Consider the following 18,801-nt stretch of genomic DNA (forward strand, 5'->3'; position numbering starts at 1 on the left):
AATCCGCCGACCCGTCGATCCACTATCACGCCGACCCGTCGTGCCGCCACCGCACAGCGCCCTCCGATCAGATCGCTTCCCGCAGCCGGCTGATTTCCAAAGCGAAATCCCGGAAGAGGCGCGCGGACGGGGACAAGTAGCGCTTCTCTTTCCATTCGATCCCCACTTCGCACACGCAGCCGGGCGTCGAGATTTTGAGCCAACGCGTGCCGTCTAGCATCAGGCCGCGCGATTTGGGCAGCAGCGAGACCCCCAGTCCGGCCGCGACGAAGCCGGCCACGGTCGGCAAATCTTCCGCCGTATACTTGACGCGCGGAACGAACAGGGAAGCGCGGCTGATGGCGTCGATCGTGCCTCTCAAGCCGCAATCCCGGTGGATGCCGATAAACGGTTCGTCCGCCAGTTCCTTCAGGCCGATCGCGGCCTTCTCCGCCAGGCGGTGCGATGCCGGCACGGCGGCGTACAGCTCGGCGACGAACAGCGTCTCCCACGTCAAGCCGTCCGCGCCGCTTCTCGGCGACGTAATGTTCAGGTCGCAGCGGCCTTCCTCGACCAGCTGCTGCGTATACGAGCACGTGCCTTGGAACAGCTCGAAGCGGATATTCGGGTACTTCTCCTGGAACCGGTGAATGAGCTCCGGGATGTAGTGAGTCCCCAGAATGTTGCCGAACGCGAGCGACACGACCCCCGATTCCGGGTTCGTCAGCTCCTCGATCTCTTCTTTGCCTCTGCGAATTTCTCCAAGAGCGCTCGACACTCTCGCGGCGAAGATTTGGCCGTAGCGGTTCAGCTGCACGTTCCGGCCGCTGCGTTCGAACAGCTGCACCCCCAGCTCCTCCTCCAGTTTGGCCAGAGAATGGCTCAGCGCCGGCTGCGTGATCGACAGCGCCTCGGCCGCCCGGGTCACATGCTGAGTCTGGGCCACGGTCAAAAAGTACTCCAACTGATTCCACTCCATCCCGCTCGTCTCCTCTCCGGATGCTTTTCCCCAATATATGCGCGAAATTCATGATTTGTATGAAAATAATAAATTAGACGAAATAAGATGTCAAATTTTACAATGGAGCTGCCGGACGGAACGTTCGCCGGCAATTCGAAGGGGAAGGTTGGATGACGATGGAACAAGGAGCTTCCGGAACCGCTCGCGGACGCGGCTGGTTTATGGCACTCATTTGCTTGGGGGTATTCGTGGTGTATATGGACGCGACGATCGTGAACGTCGCGCTTCCGGAGATGCAGATGAAGCTGGCGGTCGGCCTGAACAGCCTGCAATGGGTCGTCGACGGCTATACGCTGACGTTCGCGTGCCTGCTGCTCATGGCGGGGACCGTCGGGGACATTATCGGGCACAAGCGGGTGTTCGCGATCGGCATGATCGGCTTTACCGCCTTTTCGGCTTGCTGCGCGCTGGCGAACTCGATTGACGAACTCGTCACGTTCCGCTTCCTGCAAGGAGCGTTCGGCGCGCTCATGATTCCCGCTTCGCTGGCGATGATTCGCAACCTGTACGAAGATCCGGCCGCCCGCGCGAAAGCGATCGGCATTTGGGCCGGGCTTGGCGGGCTTGCTTTGGCGGTGGGGCCGCTGGCCGGAGGCTGGCTGGTGGAAGGGGCCGGCTGGAAGAGCATCTTCTGGATCAACGTTCCGATCGGCATCGTCGTCTTCGCGATTCTTCTGGCGGTCAAACGGGAGACCGTTCGGAACCGGGACCGCAGCCTGGACGTTCCGGGGCAGGCGCTGTTCATTCTGGCGGTCGGCGCGCTGACGTACGCCTTGATCGAAGGACATTCGCTCGGCTGGGGATCCGCGCGCATCATGGGCAGCTTTATCGCCGCCGGGGTGCTGTTGGCCGCCTTCCTGCTGCGGGAATCGCTGGCCAGGGAACCGCTGCTGCCGCTCGGCTTGTTCCGCAATCCCGTGTTTACCGCCGCCTGCTTCGTCAACTTTTTCGGCTTCTTCGGCTTGTATGCCATCGTCTTCCTGATGACGCTGTACTTCCAGAACGTCGAGGGGTGGTCTCCGACCGGGGCGGGCGTCCGCTTCCTATCCTTGAACGTGAGCATCATGATCGCCTCCTTCGCGTGGAGCTCGATCGCCGCCCGCGTCTCGCCGACCGTTCTGATTCCCGCCGGTATGCTCGCGATGGGGGGCAGCCTGATGGCGCTCACCGCCGTGGAGCCGGGAAGCGCCTATGCGGATTACGCGTGGGCGCTGGCCGGCATCGGGATCGGCGTCTCGTTCGCCGGCTCGTCCGCGACCGTCGCGCTCATGGCGTCCGTACCGCTGCATAGAGCCGGTACGGCTTCCGGCGTGGCCAACACGTTCCGTCAGCTGAGCGCCGTGTTCGGCGTCGCCCTGTCGGGAACGCTCGTCTCCGCCCGCCTTCCCGACTCGTCCTCCGCATCGCTGCTGTCGATCGGCGGAGGCGATGCCGCGACGCGGTTCGCGGACGGCATGCACGACGCGTTTCTCCTCTCCGCGGCGGGCTGCTTCTTCGCCGCCGTCGCGGCCGTCGGCCTTCTCGCGGCGGTCGCTCGCCGAAGAACGGTCGCGCCGAACGGATAAATCGGGTTTTCGCCGGCCGCTGCGGCTCATATCCTTTTCCTAGGGACGTAATAAGCCGAAAGAGGGGAACGCGCATGCCTGGATGGCTTCAGTGGAAAATGATCAGCGTCGCGATCGAACGGCGGCCGGAGGAAGTGTACGATTATGCGGCGAACCCGGAGCACTTTCCCGAATGGGCCACGTCGTTCTGCCGGTCGGTCCGGCGCAGCGGGGACGAATGGGAGATCGAGACGGCGCAGGGGACGATGAGCCTGCGGTTTGCCGAACGGAACCCGTACGGCATTCTGGATCATTACGTGAGAGGCGAGTCGGGGCCGGAACTGCTGAATCCCGCGCGCGTCGTCGCCGACGGTCCGGGCAGCCGCGTCATCTTCACGGTCATCCAGCCGAGCGACCGGCCGGATGCGGCCTACGCGATGGACTTCCGGGACGCGGAGCAGGATCTGCAGACGCTCAAGCGCGTGCTGGAACGGCTCTAAGCCGTCCTATCGGACGATTCGGTTGCGGATCGCGAAGTCCCGCTCCGGATCAATCTTCCTTTCGCCGGGGTCGATCCGCGGATGGATTTCCGGATCCTATCCGTACGAGTCAGGCCTGCCCGCTGCGCCAAGCGCCCGGGGTCATGCCGGTCTTTTTCCGGAACGCCTTGGAAAAATGGTGGATATCGCTAAACCCGCAAAAATCGGCGATATCCTCCTGCGTGAAGCTCGTCCTCCTCAGCAGCTCCTGCGCGTGGCGAATCCGCATCTCCAGCAAATAACGATGCGGCGACGCGCCGTACCTTCGCTTGAATTCGCTGCTGAACCAGGAGGGCGACAGATGCGCCCGTTCCGCCAGCATCCCGACGGATAACGGTTCCCGCAGGTGCAAGGAGAAGTAGGAAGGAACCCACTCCAGGTCTCTCTGTTCTTCCCGGCCGTGCAGCTGATAATGGTCCGTCAGGATGGACACGATGAGCTCGGTTCCGAGCTGCTGCGTCATCCATTGAGACGAGGGATCCTTCAACGGCCATTGATCGACGAGCTTCAGGAAAATCTCGAGAAACCGCGCCGGTTTTCCGGGCTTCAGAAGGACGGGAACGTGAATGCCGGCGTAGTCGTTGATTCTCGGCTGCAGGTAAGCCAGATACGGCGTCAGGTCGATCTGTCCCGGCCGGGTAGGGAAGCTGAGCTCCCTCCCGGGTTGATAGAACATGTCGAAGTGGAGAAACGGCGTCGCCGTATCCGTCAATCCTTCGAGATCCACGAGACTTCCCGGCTGGACGAGGCAGAAATCGCCCGCCTTGGGCAGGTACGCTTGCTCGTCGACCGTAAAGCGGCATTTGCCCTTCTCGACGTAGATCAGGCAGTAATCGAGAAGCCTCCGTTCGGGGGATCTCCACGGCTTGCGAACCGCCCGGTCGCCTTGGCGGAAATAGGGGACGATCGGCTTGGCGGCGGTCAGCTCCGTAATCGAAGGCGGGATCATCGGCCTCGCTCCTTTCCGGCTCTTCCGAGAAAAATCGTTTTTGACAAACGATCAAGCGATTTCAAACAAAGACTAATGCAATCATACCAAATATGATGAAGGAGAAACAGAGTCGGCGATTCGATGAACCGTAATCGCCGGAGAAGAGGATTGAACAATATTTTATTCGGAAAGAGGAGAGACGGAATGGCCGATGCGCAAACGCTGCCTTCGCTGGACGACGAACGGGAGCTGACCTCGGAACAAGTAGACCATTATCGCAGGAAAGGACATGTGCTCCTTCGGAACGTGGCGTCTTCGCTGGAGATCGAAGCGTTCGAGCCGCTCATCAGCGAAGAAGTGAGAAGGCGCAACAACCAAGACAAGCCGCTGGAAGAGCGGGACACGTACGGGAAAGCGTTCATTCAGATCGGGAATTTGTGGCAGAGCAGCCCGCAGGTCGCCCGGTTTACGCTGGCCAGAAGATTCGCCAAGATAGCGGCCGATCTGATGGGCGTGGACGGCGTGCGGATTTATCACGACCAGGCTTTGTACAAGGAGCCGGGCGGCGGCCATACGCCTTGGCATCAGGATCAGATCTACTGGCCGCTGGATACCGATAAGACGATCACGATGTGGATGCCGCTCGTGCCCGTCTCGGAAGAGATCGGTTCCATGACGTTCGCCTCCGAATCCCATCTCCTGGGGTATATCAGCAAGATGGTCATCTCGGACGAATCGCATCGGACGCTGGGCGAATTCGTCAAGGGGAGAGGGATGGAAGAAGTCAATTACGGCGCTCTGGCCGCCGGCGATGCGACCTTCCATGCGGGCTGGACGCTGCACAGCGCGCCCGGCAATCCGACGGATCGGATGCGGAAGGTGATGACGGTCATCTATATCGCGGACGGTCTTCGGATCGCCGAGCCCGACAGCAACGCGCGCCGCAACGATCTGAAGGGGTGGTTTCCCGGTCTGAACCCCGGGGACCTCGCCGCCAGCCCGCTCAATCCGCTCGTTTACTCTTCGAAATGACAGAGAGGCCCGAACCCCTTCGCCGACCGGCGGTCGGCGAGAGGAGAGGTCGGCGAGTCTAGCGAAATGCCAGCGCTTCGCGCAGGAACCGCCCGGTATGGGAGCGATAGGAGGCGGCGACCGCTTCCGGCGTGCCCGCGGCGACGACCTCGCCGCCCTCGCTGCCGCCCTCGGGGCCGATGTCGACGACCCAGTCGCAGGCGCGGATGACGTCAAGGTTGTGCTCCACGACAATGACGGAATGGCCGGCGTCGACGAGCCGGTTCAGCAGGACGAGCAGCTGCCGGGTATCCCGCGGATGGAGCCCGGTCGTCGGCTCGTCCAGCAAGTAGAGCGTGCGGCTTCTCGCCTTGCCGCTCAGCTCCTTGGCCAGCCGGAGCCGCTGGCCTTCCCCGCCCGACAGCGTCCGGACCGATTGGCCCCATTGAAGGTAGCCGAGTCCCACCTCGGCGAGCAGGGCGATCGGGTCGGCGATTTTGGCATGTCCTCGCAGTAGGGGCAAACTTTCCTGCACGGTCAGATCCAGCAAGTCGGAGATCGACAGTCCGTTGTAGGCGACGCGCAGCACCTCGTCCTTGAACCGCCTGCCCCGGCAAACCGGACAGCGGGCTTCCAGGCCGGGGAGGAAGAACATGTCCACCGGCACGGTGCCGAGGCCCTGGCAATGCTCGCATCGCCCGCCCGGCGTGTTGAACGAGAAGTCCTTCGCGGTCAGCCCGGTACGCTTCGCTTCCGGCAATCGGGCGTACAGGTTGCGTACGGCGGTGAAGACGTCGGTATAGGTGGCGACGTTGGAACGGCTCATCCGTCCGATCGGCGATTGATCGACCGTGACGATCTCGCCGACGGCGTCGAAGCCGGCAATGCCGAGGCAGCCGTTGCGAAGCTGATCGTCCCGGCCCCCCGCGGCGACGAGATCGAACAGCAGCGTCGATTTGCCGGAGCCGGACACGCCGGTGACGGCGGCCAGACAGCCGAGCGGGAACGACACGTCGATATGCTTCAAGTTCCGTTCATAAGCGCCGCGAACGGTCAGTTCCCGGCCATTGCCGGACCTCCGCTTCCACGGTCCGGCTCGTTCGCTTTCTTCGCGCAGGAACGTTCCCGTCACCGAATCCGGGTTGTCCATCAGCTCCCTGAGCGTTCCTTCGCCGACGACTCGGCCGCCGAGGCTGCCGGCGCCGGGGCCCATATCGACGACGTGATCGGCCGCGCGCATCATCTCCACGTCATGCTCGATGACGAGCACCGTATTGCCCAAGTCGCGAAGCTGCTTCAGCACCCGGATGAGACCCGCCGTATCGCGCGGGTGAAGACCGGCCGTCGGCTCGTCGAGAATGTACAGCACTCCGGTCAGGCCGGAGCCGAGAACGGAAGCGAGCCGGAGCCGCTGCGCTTCCCCTCCGGAAAGCGAGACTGTCTGCCGGTTCAGCGTCAGGTAGCCCAAGCCGACGTCGACGATTCGCCGCGTCCGGGCCGTCAGATCGTGCAGCAGCGACTCGATCTGCTCCTTGTCCTCCGGCCGCAGACGCGCCATCAGCCGTTCCAGCCAAGTGACCGCCTCCTGCAGCGACCACCCGGAGACGGCGGCGATGGAGGCGCCTCCGACCGTCACGGCGCGAATCTCTTCCTTCAGCCTTTCGCCCCGGCAGGAGGAGCAGGTCTCCTCCAGGAACAGCGCCGCTTCGCCGGACTCTCCGCCTTTCTCCTTATAGCGTCGCCAAATGCCGGTCACGACGCCCTCGTACCTGCCCGAGCTCACCGATTTGGGCGGCTTGACGCCGGGAACGTGCCGGGCGAACGCTTCGCTCTCCACGCCGTAATACAGCAGGTCCCGCAGGGCGTCGCCATAAAGCTTGATCGGCTGACCGGGATCGAACGGGAGGCCGTAATGGCGGGCCGCAGCCGTCAGGATGGAAAGGTGGTACTGGGCGATCGCGCCGTACCAGATCGTAACGCCGCCGTCCCGCAAGCTTCGCTCCGGGTCGAACACCGCATCCGCGTTCAGCCGGACCGTATGGCCAAGCCCGTCGCACGTCCCGCAGGCGCCCTCCGGCGTATTGAACGAGAAGTGCCGGCGCGTCCATCGCTCCGCCGCTTCGCCGCAATGCGGGCACCGCACCGCGGACGACGGCCCTGCTTCCTCCGGGTCGCCGAAGTCCGCTCCGGCGTCCGGCGCAGGCACGAAGCGCGTTCCGCAGCGCGGACACGGCCGTTCGCCCAGCTTCTCGTAAATGACGCGCAAATACGTGTAAATATCCGTGACCGTGCCGACGGTCGAACGCGGGTTGCGGTTCGTCACGTGCTGGCCGACGCTGATCGAAGGGGACAGGCCGACGATCGCGTCGACCTTCGGCTTGGCGACGGTGTCCGCGGTCATTCCCATCGACTCCATGTACTGGCGCTGGCATTCCCGCTGCAGCGTGTCGAGGGCCAGCGTCGACTTGCCGGAACCGGAAGGGCCGGTCAGGACGACCAGCTTGCTTTTGGGAATGCGCAGCGTGACGTTCCGAAGGTTGTTTTCCCGAGCGCCCCGGATTTCGATCGCATCGTTCATCGGCTTTCCTCCGTTTCCATGCGTATTCTCGCCATGCCGTACAGGTCGGGATATATCAGTCTGAACCCGTGCTTCTGATAAAAAGGAATCGAGACAACGTCCGCCAGAACCGTCAGCTCCGCATCCGGGGGAACGGTCCGGCCGAGGAAGGAGAGAAGTTCCTTCAACACCGTCTCCTCCAAGCCTTCGCCTCGCTGTGAAGGCAGCGCCCCCACATCGACGATCCGGTTGTACAAACTTCCATCGCCGACGATACGCCCCATTCCGATCAGCCGTCCGTCTTCGTCCCTCGCCGTGACCGCGAATAGGGAGCGGGCCAGGGCCTCGCCCGCCGCCGCCTCGCTTGTCGTCCCGAGGCCCGCGGCGGTTCTCCACTCCGCGAATTCCCGTGCGCCGGGCATCTCGTGCTTCATTTCCATTCGTTCCATCTCCTCCTTCCGATGCTGGAAAGCGATCGTACATCCCTTATCCTACAACACGGATGCAAGTGATAAGGCGGACGGAATTTCGGACGGTGGGATCAGGCCTTCGATCGGATAAACCTTAGCACGTGCACTTCAATCTTTTTCTCGAGTGTTTGCAACGGAAGAGAACGTCTGTTATCGTAAGAGCGGATCTCGGGGTCAAAAGGAGGGCGGAAGCATGCGTTACTACAAGCCGATCGAGATCGCACGGGAGCTCGGCGTCAGTACGAGCGCGCTGCGGCATTATGAAGCCTGGGGCGTCGTTCCGGCGCCGGAGCGTTCCGCGAGCGGGTACCGCCAGTACACGCACGTGCACTTCGCTTATTTCCGCTGCCTGCGCTCGCTGTTCGCCGGCTTCGGCGTCTCGGTCGCCTGCCAGGCTCTCCGCCACATGAGCGGCGGAGATCCGGACGCCGCGTTCTGGCTGATCGGCCGGGAGCAGGCTCAACTGCAGCAGGAGAGGGCTGCCGCCGATCAGACGGTCGCGCTGCTCAGCGACCCGCAGCTTCCGCTCGCGCCCAGCCGCAAGCTGAAAGCCCGCATGACGATCGGCGAGGCTGCCGAGCTGACCAACGTCCGCACGTCGGCGATCCGGCACTGGGAACGGGAAGGGCTGCTCATTCCGGAGCGGGATCCCGAGAACGGGTACCGGCTGTTCACGCCGACGCATATCCGGCAAATCCTGCTCATCCGTACCCTTCGCAGAACGGTGTATTTTCTGGATCATATAAAGGATCTTGTCCGGTCGCTGGAGCATCAGAACGTGGAGCAGGCGAGGAAAGTGGCGAAAGACGCCCTGCGGAGAATCAACGAGCGCAACCGCATGCAGTTCGAAGGCGTCTATGAGCTGGTTGCGCTGAGCCATGTGCTGGAGCGCCCGTAGGCGTCGTCCGGCGTTCGCGGAACGGACCGAAGTAGGACTGCGGAGCGGACGCCGGACGCAAAAAAAGCCGCGCCGGCGCGGCTTTCTTTGCGGCAGGGGAATCCTCATTGCAGGGGGGTTCGATTCGGCAGCCCGACGACGCGGTCCGGCACCGGGACGGAGGTCAGCTTGTCGGGATTGCGGATCGCGTCGATGGCGGCAATTCGACCGCCGTCCACGGTGAAGGAGATTACGGTCAGCACGTCGTCGGGATCGTTCAGCACGAGGCCCGGCGCGCCGTTGACGATCGCGATGCGGCCGCCGCGGAACGCCCTTTGCGAGAATCCGAGCAGCGCGCGGGCGACCGTCTCCGAGCCTTGAAGCGTCCGGGCCAGCGCCGGTACCTTGCCGCCGCCGTCGCCGCGCCAGACGACTTCGGGGTCGAGCAGCGAGACGAGCTTCTCCAGATCGCCTTCCTGACAGGCGGCCGCAAAGGCCGTCACCAGCTCGCGCTGCTCGGCATGCGTCGGCGCAAACCGCGGCCTTCCTTCCTCCACATGGGTACGGGCTCTGGAAGCCAGCTTGCGGACGGCGGCGGGCGAGCGGTTGACGACGCTTGCGACCTCGTCGAAAGACAGGCCGAACACGTCATGCAGCAGGAACGCGGTCCGCTCCGCCGCGGAGAGCCGCTCCAGCACGACCAGGAGCGCCATGCTCACCGATTCGTCGAGCGCGATCCGCTCGGCCGGATCGCCGGCGTCCCATTCTTCCACGAGCGGCTCGGGCAGCCACGTTCCGACGTACTGCTCCCGCCGGACGCGGGCGCTGCCCAGGGCGTCCAGCGCCAGGCGGCCGACCGTCGTCGTCAGGAACGCCGCCAGATCGCGGATCTCAGCGGGATCTTTCACCCGCTGCAGCCGCAGCCACGCTTCCTGCACGCAATCCTCCGCTTCGGCGTGAGAGCCGACGATCGCATATGCCACCCTTTGCAGGCGCGGCCGCTGTTCCTCGAACAGGCGAAGCAAGTCGCCTTCCTTCATTAATGGCTTCCCGCGCTCCGCCGAATCGAATTCGCTTCCCATGTTATCTTCCCTCCGCTTTGAGCCAGGCTTCGAACCGGGTCGATCCCGTGATATGAGGCTGCCGCTGCGTCGCGGCGCCCGATCGCAGCGCCTGGCCGAGCTTGCCGGGCAGGGGCACGGGAAGCAGCAGCGCGCGCCGGCCGGTCACCCGGCGCCAGATGCGGGCGAGCTCTCCGGCGCCGATGATCTCGGGTCCGGCGATTTCGAGGCGTCCCGCGAGCGGTCCGCCTTCCACGACATCCGCAACCGCCCGGGCGACTTCGGCGACTGCGACCGTCTGCAGCGGCGCGTCCAGCTTCGGCACCACTTTCCAGCGTCCGGCCTGCTCGAAGAGCGCCCGTACATATTCATGGAACTGGGTAGCGCGCACGATGCTCCACGGAACCGGACCCCCCTCCACCTCGCGCTCTTGATCCGCCTTGGCCTTGAAGTAGCCGAACGGCACCCGCTCGCAGCCGACGATCGATACGCAGACGTGATGACCGATTCCCGCCGACCGCTCCGCCGCGAGCAGATGGCGCGTCCCTTCCACCAGCACGGTCGCGGCTTTCGACGTCGCGTTGTTGCTGGCGTCCACGACGGCGTCGCAGCCGCCGAGCGCGGCTTCCAGCCCTTCGCCCGTCGTCAGATCGACCGGATATTCCTCAGAGCTGCGGCTAAGCGCCCGCGCCTCGTGCCCCCGCGCTCGCAGCTCCCGGCTCACGTGGCGCCCGAGCATCCCGGTACCTCCGACAATCGCCACTTTCATCCGTCATTCCTCCTCATGAGCTTATCACTTGAAGGACGGCGCTGCAGGCGAAAGTGTGACATGGGATGTATATGGCAGCGATCGGGGTCATAAAAGCGGACATCAGAGAGAAGTCACTTCCCGATAGATATGAGATATTCGAGATCCGACTTTCGATATGGAAAATTTCCGTTTTACTGTTGCAGCGCCGAATTTTCCGAGCACTCGGGCTTGAGCCGGATGATGTAATATTCTTTTGAGATCCGTTGAAAGTCTTCTGACCGAGATTGGGACAAAAGCTCCGTGATCGCCGAAGTGACATTGAATGCTTCTCGTGATATTTCGAGGACGCATGATTCCGCAATATCCCGCAATACCCGCAGCGACAACCGGCCGGCCGCATCCCATCGCTTCGAGTGCGACCCGGCCTGTTCCCACTATAACATCCGCTGCGTAATAAGCATGCTGGATATTGGTCAGTGGCGGACGGATCCATACAACATGTCTGCCAAGGCGACGGTTAACTTGAGCCGCCAGTCGAAGAAGCCTCGGCTGTCGGGATCTGGGTCCATACAGTACCACGATAAAGTTCGGGGAACTCGCGGCAACATGCTTCGCCGCTAATATCACTTTTTTTGCGATCGAGTATTTGTCGGGAGAAAATCTGCCGGCATAAACAACAATTTGAGCATGTCGCGGCAGATGCAGCGCTTTTCTGTATTTGTATTTGTATTTGTTTGATGCAGGGTGGAAAATTTTCGTGTCAATGCCGTTTGGAATCATTCGGATTTTCTTTGCCGGAATACGAAGCTTGACGAGCCAGTTTTTCAGCCTGGGTGAAACCGCGATTAATCGATTCGAAGTTCTCGCCACCTTAAGCAATGTGGAACGTTTATGATAGATACCATGAACACTTGCAATCAATGGAACTTTGGTATGGCTGGATAAGGTGGCTGCTTGAAGAAACGATGACGAATCATGCGCATGTACGGCATTGTACTTCCCTTTGGCAATGATCGACGATAGGGTCGATACTCGATTCATCAATGTTTTTTTCCTCGAGGAAAGATAATGAACGGTAATTCCCGCTCTTTTAAACGAGCTTGCGAGAGGACCTCTCTTGGCTGCAACGCCAACCGGAATTCCTTTTGATATTATATTTCGGGATAGGGTAAGGATGTATTTTTCGGTACCCCCTATACTCAGTCGTCTCACCAACATGAGGATTCTCATACTTACCTCCGGGCTCTTCCTAGGCTGTTGAGCTATTCCTTTTGGCGTAGTTGTTCATTTTCTTCAAAAAAGGACCGATTCTTCTTTCGGATTTAAGCGCCCATTGCAACCAACTTTTTGTTAAGGGGAATCTTTTGAAAGGGGATAATACTAAATAGGTTGTGAGCGGGAAGCGCAACCAGACCTCAATAAGTCTGTAATCGCTCCTTTTCAGTCTCGAAACCTGACGATAACCGTCCAGAATCGCCTTCGCGATCGAAAAATCCCATTGATAATCTTTGCATGAATTATAAATGACCCTGTACAAATCGTATGCCCGCAAATCGACATGCAAAGTCTCGAAATCGATCAGGTACGTGCCTTTTTTATTTAGAATGAAATTGCTGGGACCGCCATCCCCATGACATAATACCGCTGTTTTACGCGGATTTCGGCGGTAGGATTGATATCCGCTGGTTCCTAGCAAACTTTTCGCCATGCTTGCATAGCGTAAAATTTCCGGTCCGTTTTGCTGGAGAAACCGGCTAATCGGCAAACGAAATCCGTTTCTTTTGGCTTTTACAATCTTCTTTTTAATGAATCGTTCTCGGGTTCGTAAGGTTGAGGGCCAAGTTCCAATCGCACTATAAGCAAATTTCCCTTTTAGACCTGCACGGCCAGCCTTATGAAAGCGCGCTAACGCGATGCCGCATGCTCGCATATCGATCAAAGAACGGGGGGATGGCTTTCTCCCTGAGATCCAAGGCGTTAAGACGAAGAGCTCTCCCTTGGGCGAAACGGCGTATGGTTTTCGTCCCTCTGGTGTTTGTGGATCACGCCAGGCCACAAGTAAACCTTTTTGCCGAACTTTCAACAAGACTCGGTCTATCCACCGTAATCGAGTAACTCGCTTGGGCATTCGCTTTAAACTATATGTTTTACCATTCGCGGCTGCAATTCGATAAATTCCTTTGCGGATTTTTTTTTGCTTGCTTGCGTTCATCCCGAATCGCTTTACAATAGCGGGCACATTCATTGTACGGTCTCCTTTTTAAGATGCCTAAACAATGATTGATATCGGGCGGCAATAGCAGGCCACTTATACTGAGCGGCAGTAGATCGGGCGTTGATAACACGCTTTCTTGTTTGGGAAGGATTGTTCCAAAATTGTTTGATCGCTTGGGCGATTCCTTTACTGCTGACGGTACGAATGATTTGCGCATTTCTTATGCTTACGAATTCCTGTAACCCTCCTGATCTTGTAGAAACAAGCGGCACGCCGTTTGCCATTGCTTCCAAGGCGACTAAGCAGAACGATTCTGTTTTGCTTGGTACAATAACGGCCCCGTAAGAAGCATACATCCGTTGTATCTTGTTATGCGGTCTGCTTTTGATCCAACGAATTCGCTTTGCAATGCCAAGTTGACTTGCAAGGGTTCGCAGTTTTTTTTGATAGCTTTTTTTACCGCTACCCATAATCGTTAAACGAACGCGATCCTGATTTCGAGATAAGAGCGCAATCGCTTTAAGCAAAGACTCGACCCCTTTTGAGGGGATTAATCTACCCACATAAAGTAAATTTGTCCGAGCGCCGTGCGACTTCTTCGATACTGATTTTACGCCGTGAGGAATGACAGCTATTTTTGCTTTGGCGAGTTTAGGGTAACGTTTCTTAGTCGCCTTTGCCAGCCAGTTGCTAGGCACCACGATTCGTCTTGAGATCCGAAACAATTTGGTTTGATTTTTCCCCCATGGAGAATAGATGCCCTGAGATACCATGGAGTGGCATGTATAGACAATTGGAATGCGGAATTGATCTCCGGCTAGTTTCGCGGTGTCGGCAAATTCCGTGCTATGCACATGAATGACATTCGGTTTCATGCAGCCCATTCTAGATGCCAATCGCAGGATGGATGAAGCTTTAAAGCTTTGTTTGGTTCGACTAAAGTATCGTGAATTTTTGGGAAGCCTTAGAATGCTTAAATTGCTATTCGGATTCGTTTTCGTTAATTGATTGGAACTCCCGGCGCATAGCACCGTGACTTTCCCGCCTGCTTTACTCAGCGCTTTCGTTAAGCGAGTGGCAACGATCCCTAATCCGCCGATTATTCTGGGTTGATACTCATAAGACAGGACCCATGCTTTTAGTTGTCTTTTTTCTTCCATGGATTCCCTCCTCGATCTCCTCCGAGAAATCAATTTCTGAATACTGTTATCATCTTGGCTCAATATCTCCGAAATCGAGCGGGTCGATCTTTTGCAACCCGTGAAACCTGGATTTATGTTCGACTCATGTAAAATTATTCAATCTGTCCATCCTTGCAACGGCAAATGACCATTAAAAATCAGGCATTTTCTCCGTGAAAATAAGCAAAAAAATGGACAGTAAAAACAATGTCACCACATCCGTAGGGGGTGAACAGTTTAGCTCGCGGGGTCTAAACGTCCGATCCCCGGAGCTTGCTTGGGCCCCGAACGGATCGGCGGGGAGGTCACGAAACCCAATTAGCCGCGCAATAGAAAAGAGCCGGCTTCCAGAGCCGACTCCAGGCGGTGCGCGTTCATCCGCCGGCCGATCCGGATACGGCGAGCGCATTCGTATACTCTTCCAGGGTGACATCCTTGTCGTGCATTTCCTTGGCCGCGTCCAGTCCGACGTAGCGGAGGTGCCACGGCTCGTATTTGTAGCCGGTAATGTCTTCCTTGCCCTCCGGATAGCGAATGATAAATCCGTATTCGTAAGAGTGCTCGGCGAGCCATTTCGCTTCCTTCGTGCCGGCGAAGCAGTCGGTGGCGGCGCATTTCCCGTCGGAGCCGGAGACGTCGATCGCAAGGCCGGTCTCATGCTCGCTCGTTCCGGGGTATGCGCTGTAGGTGCGGGCTTTCTCCAGGCCGTCTTTTTTGACGTATGCTTCAAAAAGCGACTTCTGCCGGGCGAACGAACGGTACGCGGAGACGCCGGCAAGCGGAACGTCGTCCTTGTCGGCGGCTGCGAACAGCTTCTCCAGCGCGTCGGCGGCTACCTTGCGCATCTCGCGCTTCTCGATCTTCTCCGTGAACGTGAAGCGGACGTCGGGGTAGACGAGGTCGCTCGGATCGTAGTCATCGGGCAGCTTGTTTTGCTTATTGACCAGCACGGTGACGGACTCCGGCTCGGCGACGGTGGCGATATCGGCGGGATCGTCGCCGGACGAATCGGAGCTCTTGCCCGGGACGTCGGTCTTCGTGCCGGAGCTGCCGCTGCTTGCGGACGGTGCCGAAGCCGAAGGCTCGTCCGAAGCGGGCGGACTTGCGTCCGACGCAGGCGGGCTGGCCTCTTCGGAACCGGAAGGGCTGGCTGCGCCGGACGAAGACGGGCTTGCCGCCGCGCTTTCGCTCGGCGCTCCGGACGATGCCGCGCCTCCGTTATCGTTCGCGCCGCATGCCGTCAAGGCGACGACGGACGCTGCCAGCATGAGGGACAACAGCTTGTTTCGCATAACGTTCTCCTTTTCGATAAATCCGTTTCTACCTTAGACGGAATAAGTTCAATGGAGGTTGCGAGTCATTTTGCCTCCGGCTCCATTGTAACCCGGATCGATTCGATAAGGAACCAAACTCTTCGTTCCCTCCGTCCGGACCGCGCGTATCCAAGCTCAGCGGGCTTTCAGCGGAACAGAGGAAGCGCCGCGGGCGGCGGTCCGGCGGGCCTTCGCGATCGTGAGCTGGACGGCCGTCATCAGCAGCGTGATCGCGATTAGTCCGGCGACGAGCGCGGACGAGCCTCCTCCGGCGGCATCGTGCAGCCACCCGAGCGCGATCGGGCCGATCGCGCCGATGACGTAGCCGACGGATTGCGTCATCGCCGACCAGGCCGCGGCTTGGTCGGCGTCGGCCGCCTCGTCGAGAGGGAGCAGCAGATTGAGCGGGAACAGGATGCCCGGTCCGATGCCGATCAGTACGGCGGCAAGCCAGGGAACGGCGGCGAACGCGGTCATCAGAAAGCCGGCGAGCAGGAACGCGGAGCCGAGGAGCAGCCACGGCAGGCGCGACGGGAATCGCTTCAGCAGGAAAGGGAGCGCGAGACCGACCGGAATTTGCGTCACCGAGAAGATCGTCAGCGTGCCGGCGGCGTAAGCTTTGCCGTAGCCCATATCTTGAACGAGCGGCGGCAGCCAGGCGGTGACCGAATAGAACAGCATGCCGAGCAGGCCGAACGACAGCGTCAGCTTCCACGCTTTGCGGCTCCGCCAGGGAAGACCCGACCGGCGAGGGGAACCCGTCTTCGCGGCTGTGTTCGGGACGGCCGCGGCAGAGGCGGTTTTGCGCGAGACGGCCAGCCGCCAGATGGGCAGCGCCAGCGCCGCCAGGACGGCCCAGACGGCAAGGGAGATTTGCCAGGAGTGGAAGCGCGACTGCAGCGGCACGGACAAACCGGACGCCAGCGTCGCTCCGACCGCCAGCGCGATCGTATACAGCGAGATCATCATCGGAACGCGAGCGGGAAAACGCTGCTTGATAAATCCGGAAAGCAGCGGCCCGATGGCCGCGATGCCGACGCCGGCGAGCAGCGCGGTCAGCAGCAGGAACAGGGAGGAATGGGCGAACACCCTCAGCGCGTTGCCCAGGGCGATGACGCCGAGCGACCAGCCGATAACGCGCTCGATGCCCCGTTTCCGGCCGACGGCGACGGCAAGCGGCGAGAAGACGCCCATGCACAGCACGGGAATCGACGTGAGCAGGCTGGCCATGGAGGCGCTCATGCCGAGATCGCCCCGGATGGCTTGCAGCACGGGCGAAACGGCGTTGATGGCGGGACGGAGATTAAGCGAAGCTAGAAATAGGGCCAGACCCATCCAGAATGCGGTTTTTTTGCTCATGATTATCCTCTCCTTCGTGGATGCCGATCTCAATGAACTCATCATAAAGGGAGAGGGTTTATTGATCAATTCAATGAAATAAATTATGATCATTTAAAAAACAAATAAGAGAGGCGTTCCCGATGCGGTTGGAAATCAGACAGCTGGAATACTTCTCGGCGGTATGCGAGGAGCTCCATTTCTCCCGGGCCGCCGAGAAGCTCGGCATTTCCCAGCCCAATCTAAGCTTGCAGATCAAGGCGCTCGAACAGGAGATCGGCGCGCCTCTGTTCGACCGGCTCGGGAAGCGGATCGCGCTCACATCCGCGGGGGAGCTGCTGCGCAAGCACTGCTGCAACTTATTTACCGATTTGGACAATGCTTATGAGGAGATCCGGGACCTGTGCGAGCACCAGACGGGAAATCTGGCGATCGGCATGATCCCTTCGGAGCTGGATTACCGGCTGACGCCGATTCTGATCGACTTCCACCACCGGCATCCGAACACCCGCTTGCGGATTTACTCCTCGGTCGACGTTGCCAAGCTGGTGCTGGAGACGGAGGTCGACATCGGCATCTCGCTCATCCCCGATCCGGACGAGCGCCTCACGGTCGTCCCGTTGGGGCGGCAGGAATACGGCCTGGTCGTGTCCGCGGCCCATGAGCTGGCCGATCGGGAGTCGATTCTGCTGGAGGAACTGAAGGGATATCCGATCATTATGTATCCCAAAGGGTTCTGGGGCAGGGAGCTGGTGGAGAAGGAGTGCGCGAAGATCGGCTTTCGCTTGAACACCGTCGTCGAGACGACGTCCAATCCTTCGTTGTTCCGGTTCGTGGCGGAGAACGTCGGAGCGACGGTCCAGACCGCGACGCTGACGAAGGCGGTCGGGGACCCGAAGCTGCGCTTCATTCCGATCCGGGACCGCCCTCCGGCGAGGGAGACGTGCATCCTGCATCGCTCGGACAAATATTTGAATCGGGCTGCCCGCGCGTTTATCGAGACGATGGAGGAGCAATTGAAGGAGCGGAGCCAGAGATGAGGCTTCAGGAAGACACCTCATCCGTTACCGCGCCTGACGGCCGCAGCTTGCGAAGCCGTTCGGCCGCTCGGGCGACCGCAAGCGGCAGCTTCAGCTCCCGCCCCAGCTTCAATGCCTGCTCGTAATCGTCGATCGCCTGCCGCGTTTCCCCCCGGGCGGCGCGCAAATCCCCGAGGAGGAGCAGGGAGGAAGAAGCCGCCCGCTTGATCCCCAGCCGCTCGGCAAGCTCGTAAGCTTCGTTCGCGTGATTCCAGGCTTCCTCCGTTCGATCCAGCCGCATGAAGATTTCGCTTGCCAGCAGGTGGTCGAGCGGCAGGTGCGGCCGGAAACCGGACTCTTCTCGCAGGGCCAAAGCCTTCAGGGCGAACGGGAGCGCCCGCTCGAGATCCCCTTCGATCAGGCAATGAAAGGCCATGTGCCGGGTCGGCTCGGCTTTCTCCCGGATGAAAGCTCCCCGGTCGGCGATCCGGTAAGCCTCTTCGTAGCGTTCCATGGCTTCGTCGTGCCGCTGCCGGCGTTCGTATACCGTGCCGATCAGAAACTGCGATTCGCTCGTTCCTCTGGCGTCCCCGAGTTCCTCGCGCAGACTCAGCGCCCGCTGCTGCAGATCGAGCGACTCCGCGAAGGAATCGTCGGCGAATTGAATGGACTCGGCCGCGTTCAATTCCGCGAAATAATGGGCTTGCCCGAGGAGGCTCAGCGCATCGGCCAGGCTCGCCCGGTCCCCGAGCCGCTCGGCCAGCTGCCGGGCTTCGCCAAGCAAAGCCAGCAGCGGGGCGGGATCGGCGTTGCGGTTGACCGTGTCGAGGGTGCGGATGCGGCCTTCCGCGAGCAGCAGAGCGAGAAGCGGGGCACCGTCTTCGGCGCGTGGCCGGGCTTCGTGCAGCAGGTCCAGCGCTTCGCGGGTTCGGCCCAGGGCATGCAAAGCTTCGGCGTCGCGGCAGATCAAGTCGATTTTCATAAAGGGTCCCCT

General features: G+C 60.3%; 17 protein-coding genes. 5 read left to right on the forward strand and 12 right to left on the reverse strand.

Translation table 11 applies throughout. The features are described from left to right. Nucleotides 1-67: 67 nt before the first annotated feature. Entirely contained in the window at nucleotides 68-958 is an 891-nt protein-coding gene (locus tag H7C18_RS32455; RefSeq protein WP_185133288.1) for a LysR family transcriptional regulator, read from the reverse strand. Nucleotides 959-1,110: 152 nt separating this feature from the next. On the opposite strand from H7C18_RS32455, the gene H7C18_RS32460 reads away from it, so the two are divergent. Next, on the forward strand, nucleotides 1,111-2,565 hold the full coding sequence (locus tag H7C18_RS32460; protein WP_185133289.1) for an MFS transporter: 1,455 nt from the start codon (nucleotides 1,111-1,113) through the stop codon (nucleotides 2,563-2,565). A gap of 74 nt (nucleotides 2,566-2,639) precedes the next feature. Continuing rightward, nucleotides 2,640-3,044 carry an SRPBCC family protein gene (locus tag H7C18_RS32465; RefSeq protein ID WP_185133290.1) on the forward strand — a complete coding sequence of 135 codons (405 nt, stop codon included), beginning with the start codon at nucleotides 2,640-2,642 and terminating at the stop codon, nucleotides 3,042-3,044. Nucleotides 3,045-3,153: 109 nt separating this feature from the next. Here the strand turns inward: H7C18_RS32465 and H7C18_RS32470 are convergent, their stop codons facing one another. Continuing rightward, entirely contained in the window at nucleotides 3,154-4,032 is an 879-nt protein-coding gene (locus tag H7C18_RS32470) for an AraC family transcriptional regulator (protein ID WP_185133291.1), read from the reverse strand. A gap of 186 nt (nucleotides 4,033-4,218) precedes the next feature. Between H7C18_RS32470 and H7C18_RS32475 the strand changes: the two genes are divergently transcribed. After that, nucleotides 4,219-5,046 (forward strand): phytanoyl-CoA dioxygenase family protein, encoded by an 828-nt coding sequence (locus H7C18_RS32475; protein ID WP_185133292.1) that lies wholly within the window; start codon nucleotides 4,219-4,221, stop codon nucleotides 5,044-5,046. Nucleotides 5,047-5,104: 58 nt separating this feature from the next. Here H7C18_RS32475 and uvrA read toward each other — a convergent pair whose 3' ends face one another. Together uvrA and H7C18_RS32485 are read right to left on the reverse strand one after the other, a co-directional pair. Next, entirely contained in the window at nucleotides 5,105-7,603 is a 2,499-nt protein-coding gene (gene uvrA, locus H7C18_RS32480; protein WP_185133293.1) for an excinuclease ABC subunit UvrA, read from the reverse strand. Next, entirely contained in the window at nucleotides 7,600-8,022 is a 423-nt protein-coding gene (locus tag H7C18_RS32485; protein WP_185133294.1) for a GNAT family N-acetyltransferase, read from the reverse strand. Before H7C18_RS32485 ends, uvrA begins: the two co-directional genes overlap by 4 nt. Nucleotides 8,023-8,245: 223 nt before the next feature. Between H7C18_RS32485 and H7C18_RS32490 the strand changes: the two genes are divergently transcribed. After that, nucleotides 8,246-8,950 (forward strand): TioE family transcriptional regulator, encoded by a 705-nt coding sequence (locus H7C18_RS32490; protein WP_185133295.1) that lies wholly within the window; start codon nucleotides 8,246-8,248, stop codon nucleotides 8,948-8,950. A 104-nt stretch (nucleotides 8,951-9,054) separates the two neighbouring features. Here H7C18_RS32490 and sigJ read toward each other — a convergent pair whose 3' ends face one another. The 7 genes from sigJ to H7C18_RS32525 form a co-directional block, all read right to left on the reverse strand. Then, nucleotides 9,055-10,011 carry an RNA polymerase sigma factor SigJ gene (sigJ, locus tag H7C18_RS32495; RefSeq protein WP_185133296.1) on the reverse strand — a complete coding sequence of 319 codons (957 nt, stop codon included), beginning with the start codon at nucleotides 10,009-10,011 and terminating at the stop codon, nucleotides 9,055-9,057. 1 nt (nucleotide 10,012) lies between these two features. Continuing rightward, nucleotides 10,013-10,759, reverse strand: coding sequence for an SDR family oxidoreductase (locus tag H7C18_RS32500; RefSeq protein ID WP_185133297.1), 747 nt, complete (start codon nucleotides 10,757-10,759; stop codon nucleotides 10,013-10,015). Between the two features lie 102 nt (nucleotides 10,760-10,861). Continuing rightward, nucleotides 10,862-11,971 carry a glycosyltransferase gene (locus H7C18_RS32505; protein ID WP_185133298.1) on the reverse strand — a complete coding sequence of 370 codons (1,110 nt, stop codon included), beginning with the start codon at nucleotides 11,969-11,971 and terminating at the stop codon, nucleotides 10,862-10,864. Between the two features lie 19 nt (nucleotides 11,972-11,990). After that, nucleotides 11,991-12,986 (reverse strand): phosphotransferase, encoded by a 996-nt coding sequence (locus tag H7C18_RS32510; protein WP_185133299.1) that lies wholly within the window; start codon nucleotides 12,984-12,986, stop codon nucleotides 11,991-11,993. Further along, nucleotides 12,983-14,116, reverse strand: a complete 1,134-nt coding sequence (locus tag H7C18_RS32515) for a glycosyltransferase family 4 protein (protein WP_185133300.1) — start codon at nucleotides 14,114-14,116, stop codon at nucleotides 12,983-12,985. Before H7C18_RS32515 ends, H7C18_RS32510 begins: the two co-directional genes overlap by 4 nt. A 395-nt stretch (nucleotides 14,117-14,511) precedes the next feature. Continuing rightward, nucleotides 14,512-15,429 (reverse strand): M15 family metallopeptidase, encoded by a 918-nt coding sequence (locus H7C18_RS32520; RefSeq protein ID WP_238358114.1) that lies wholly within the window; start codon nucleotides 15,427-15,429, stop codon nucleotides 14,512-14,514. Between the two features lie 156 nt (nucleotides 15,430-15,585). Next, entirely contained in the window at nucleotides 15,586-16,809 is a 1,224-nt protein-coding gene (locus H7C18_RS32525; RefSeq protein WP_185133301.1) for an MFS transporter, read from the reverse strand. 122 nt (nucleotides 16,810-16,931) lie between these two features. Between H7C18_RS32525 and H7C18_RS32530 the strand changes: the two genes are divergently transcribed. Further along, nucleotides 16,932-17,828 carry a LysR family transcriptional regulator gene (locus H7C18_RS32530; RefSeq protein WP_238358115.1) on the forward strand — a complete coding sequence of 299 codons (897 nt, stop codon included), beginning with the start codon at nucleotides 16,932-16,934 and terminating at the stop codon, nucleotides 17,826-17,828. Between the two features lie 4 nt (nucleotides 17,829-17,832). Here the strand turns inward: H7C18_RS32530 and H7C18_RS32535 are convergent, their stop codons facing one another. After that, complete coding sequence (locus tag H7C18_RS32535; protein ID WP_185133302.1) at nucleotides 17,833-18,789, reverse strand: tetratricopeptide repeat protein; 957 nt, start codon at nucleotides 18,787-18,789, stop codon at nucleotides 17,833-17,835. Between the last annotated feature and the right edge of the window lie 12 nt (nucleotides 18,790-18,801).

Origin of the sequence: Cohnella zeiphila, assembly GCF_014212055.1 — a bacterium.
GTDB lineage: Bacteria > Bacillota > Bacilli > Paenibacillales > Paenibacillaceae > Cohnella > Cohnella zeiphila.

What these genes read in the sequence shown, in the direction of transcription:
- H7C18_RS32455 (WP_185133288.1), bottom strand. Translation starts at nt 958, where the DNA reads ATGGAGTGGAATCAGTTGGAGTACTTTTTGACCGTGGCCCAGACTCAG.
- H7C18_RS32460 (WP_185133289.1), top strand. Translation starts at nt 1,111, where the DNA reads ATGACGATGGAACAAGGAGCTTCCGGAACCGCTCGCGGACGCGGCTGG.
- H7C18_RS32465 (WP_185133290.1), top strand. Translation starts at nt 2,640, where the DNA reads ATGCCTGGATGGCTTCAGTGGAAAATGATCAGCGTCGCGATCGAACGG.
- H7C18_RS32470 (WP_185133291.1), bottom strand. Translation starts at nt 4,032, where the DNA reads ATGATCCCGCCTTCGATTACGGAGCTGACCGCCGCCAAGCCGATCGTC.
- H7C18_RS32475 (WP_185133292.1), top strand. Translation starts at nt 4,219, where the DNA reads ATGGCCGATGCGCAAACGCTGCCTTCGCTGGACGACGAACGGGAGCTG.
- uvrA (WP_185133293.1), bottom strand. Translation starts at nt 7,603, where the DNA reads ATGAACGATGCGATCGAAATCCGGGGCGCTCGGGAAAACAACCTTCGG.
- H7C18_RS32485 (WP_185133294.1), bottom strand. Translation starts at nt 8,022, where the DNA reads ATGGAAATGAAGCACGAGATGCCCGGCGCACGGGAATTCGCGGAGTGG.
- H7C18_RS32490 (WP_185133295.1), top strand. Translation starts at nt 8,246, where the DNA reads ATGCGTTACTACAAGCCGATCGAGATCGCACGGGAGCTCGGCGTCAGT.
- sigJ (WP_185133296.1), bottom strand. Translation starts at nt 10,011, where the DNA reads ATGGGAAGCGAATTCGATTCGGCGGAGCGCGGGAAGCCATTAATGAAG.
- H7C18_RS32500 (WP_185133297.1), bottom strand. Translation starts at nt 10,759, where the DNA reads ATGAAAGTGGCGATTGTCGGAGGTACCGGGATGCTCGGGCGCCACGTG.
- H7C18_RS32505 (WP_185133298.1), bottom strand. Translation starts at nt 11,971, where the DNA reads ATGAGAATCCTCATGTTGGTGAGACGACTGAGTATAGGGGGTACCGAA.
- H7C18_RS32510 (WP_185133299.1), bottom strand. Translation starts at nt 12,986, where the DNA reads ATGAATGTGCCCGCTATTGTAAAGCGATTCGGGATGAACGCAAGCAAG.
- H7C18_RS32515 (WP_185133300.1), bottom strand. Translation starts at nt 14,116, where the DNA reads ATGGAAGAAAAAAGACAACTAAAAGCATGGGTCCTGTCTTATGAGTAT.
- H7C18_RS32520 (WP_238358114.1), bottom strand. Translation starts at nt 15,429, where the DNA reads ATGCGAAACAAGCTGTTGTCCCTCATGCTGGCAGCGTCCGTCGTCGCC.
- H7C18_RS32525 (WP_185133301.1), bottom strand. Translation starts at nt 16,809, where the DNA reads ATGAGCAAAAAAACCGCATTCTGGATGGGTCTGGCCCTATTTCTAGCT.
- H7C18_RS32530 (WP_238358115.1), top strand. Translation starts at nt 16,932, where the DNA reads ATGCGGTTGGAAATCAGACAGCTGGAATACTTCTCGGCGGTATGCGAG.
- H7C18_RS32535 (WP_185133302.1), bottom strand. Translation starts at nt 18,789, where the DNA reads ATGAAAATCGACTTGATCTGCCGCGACGCCGAAGCTTTGCATGCCCTG.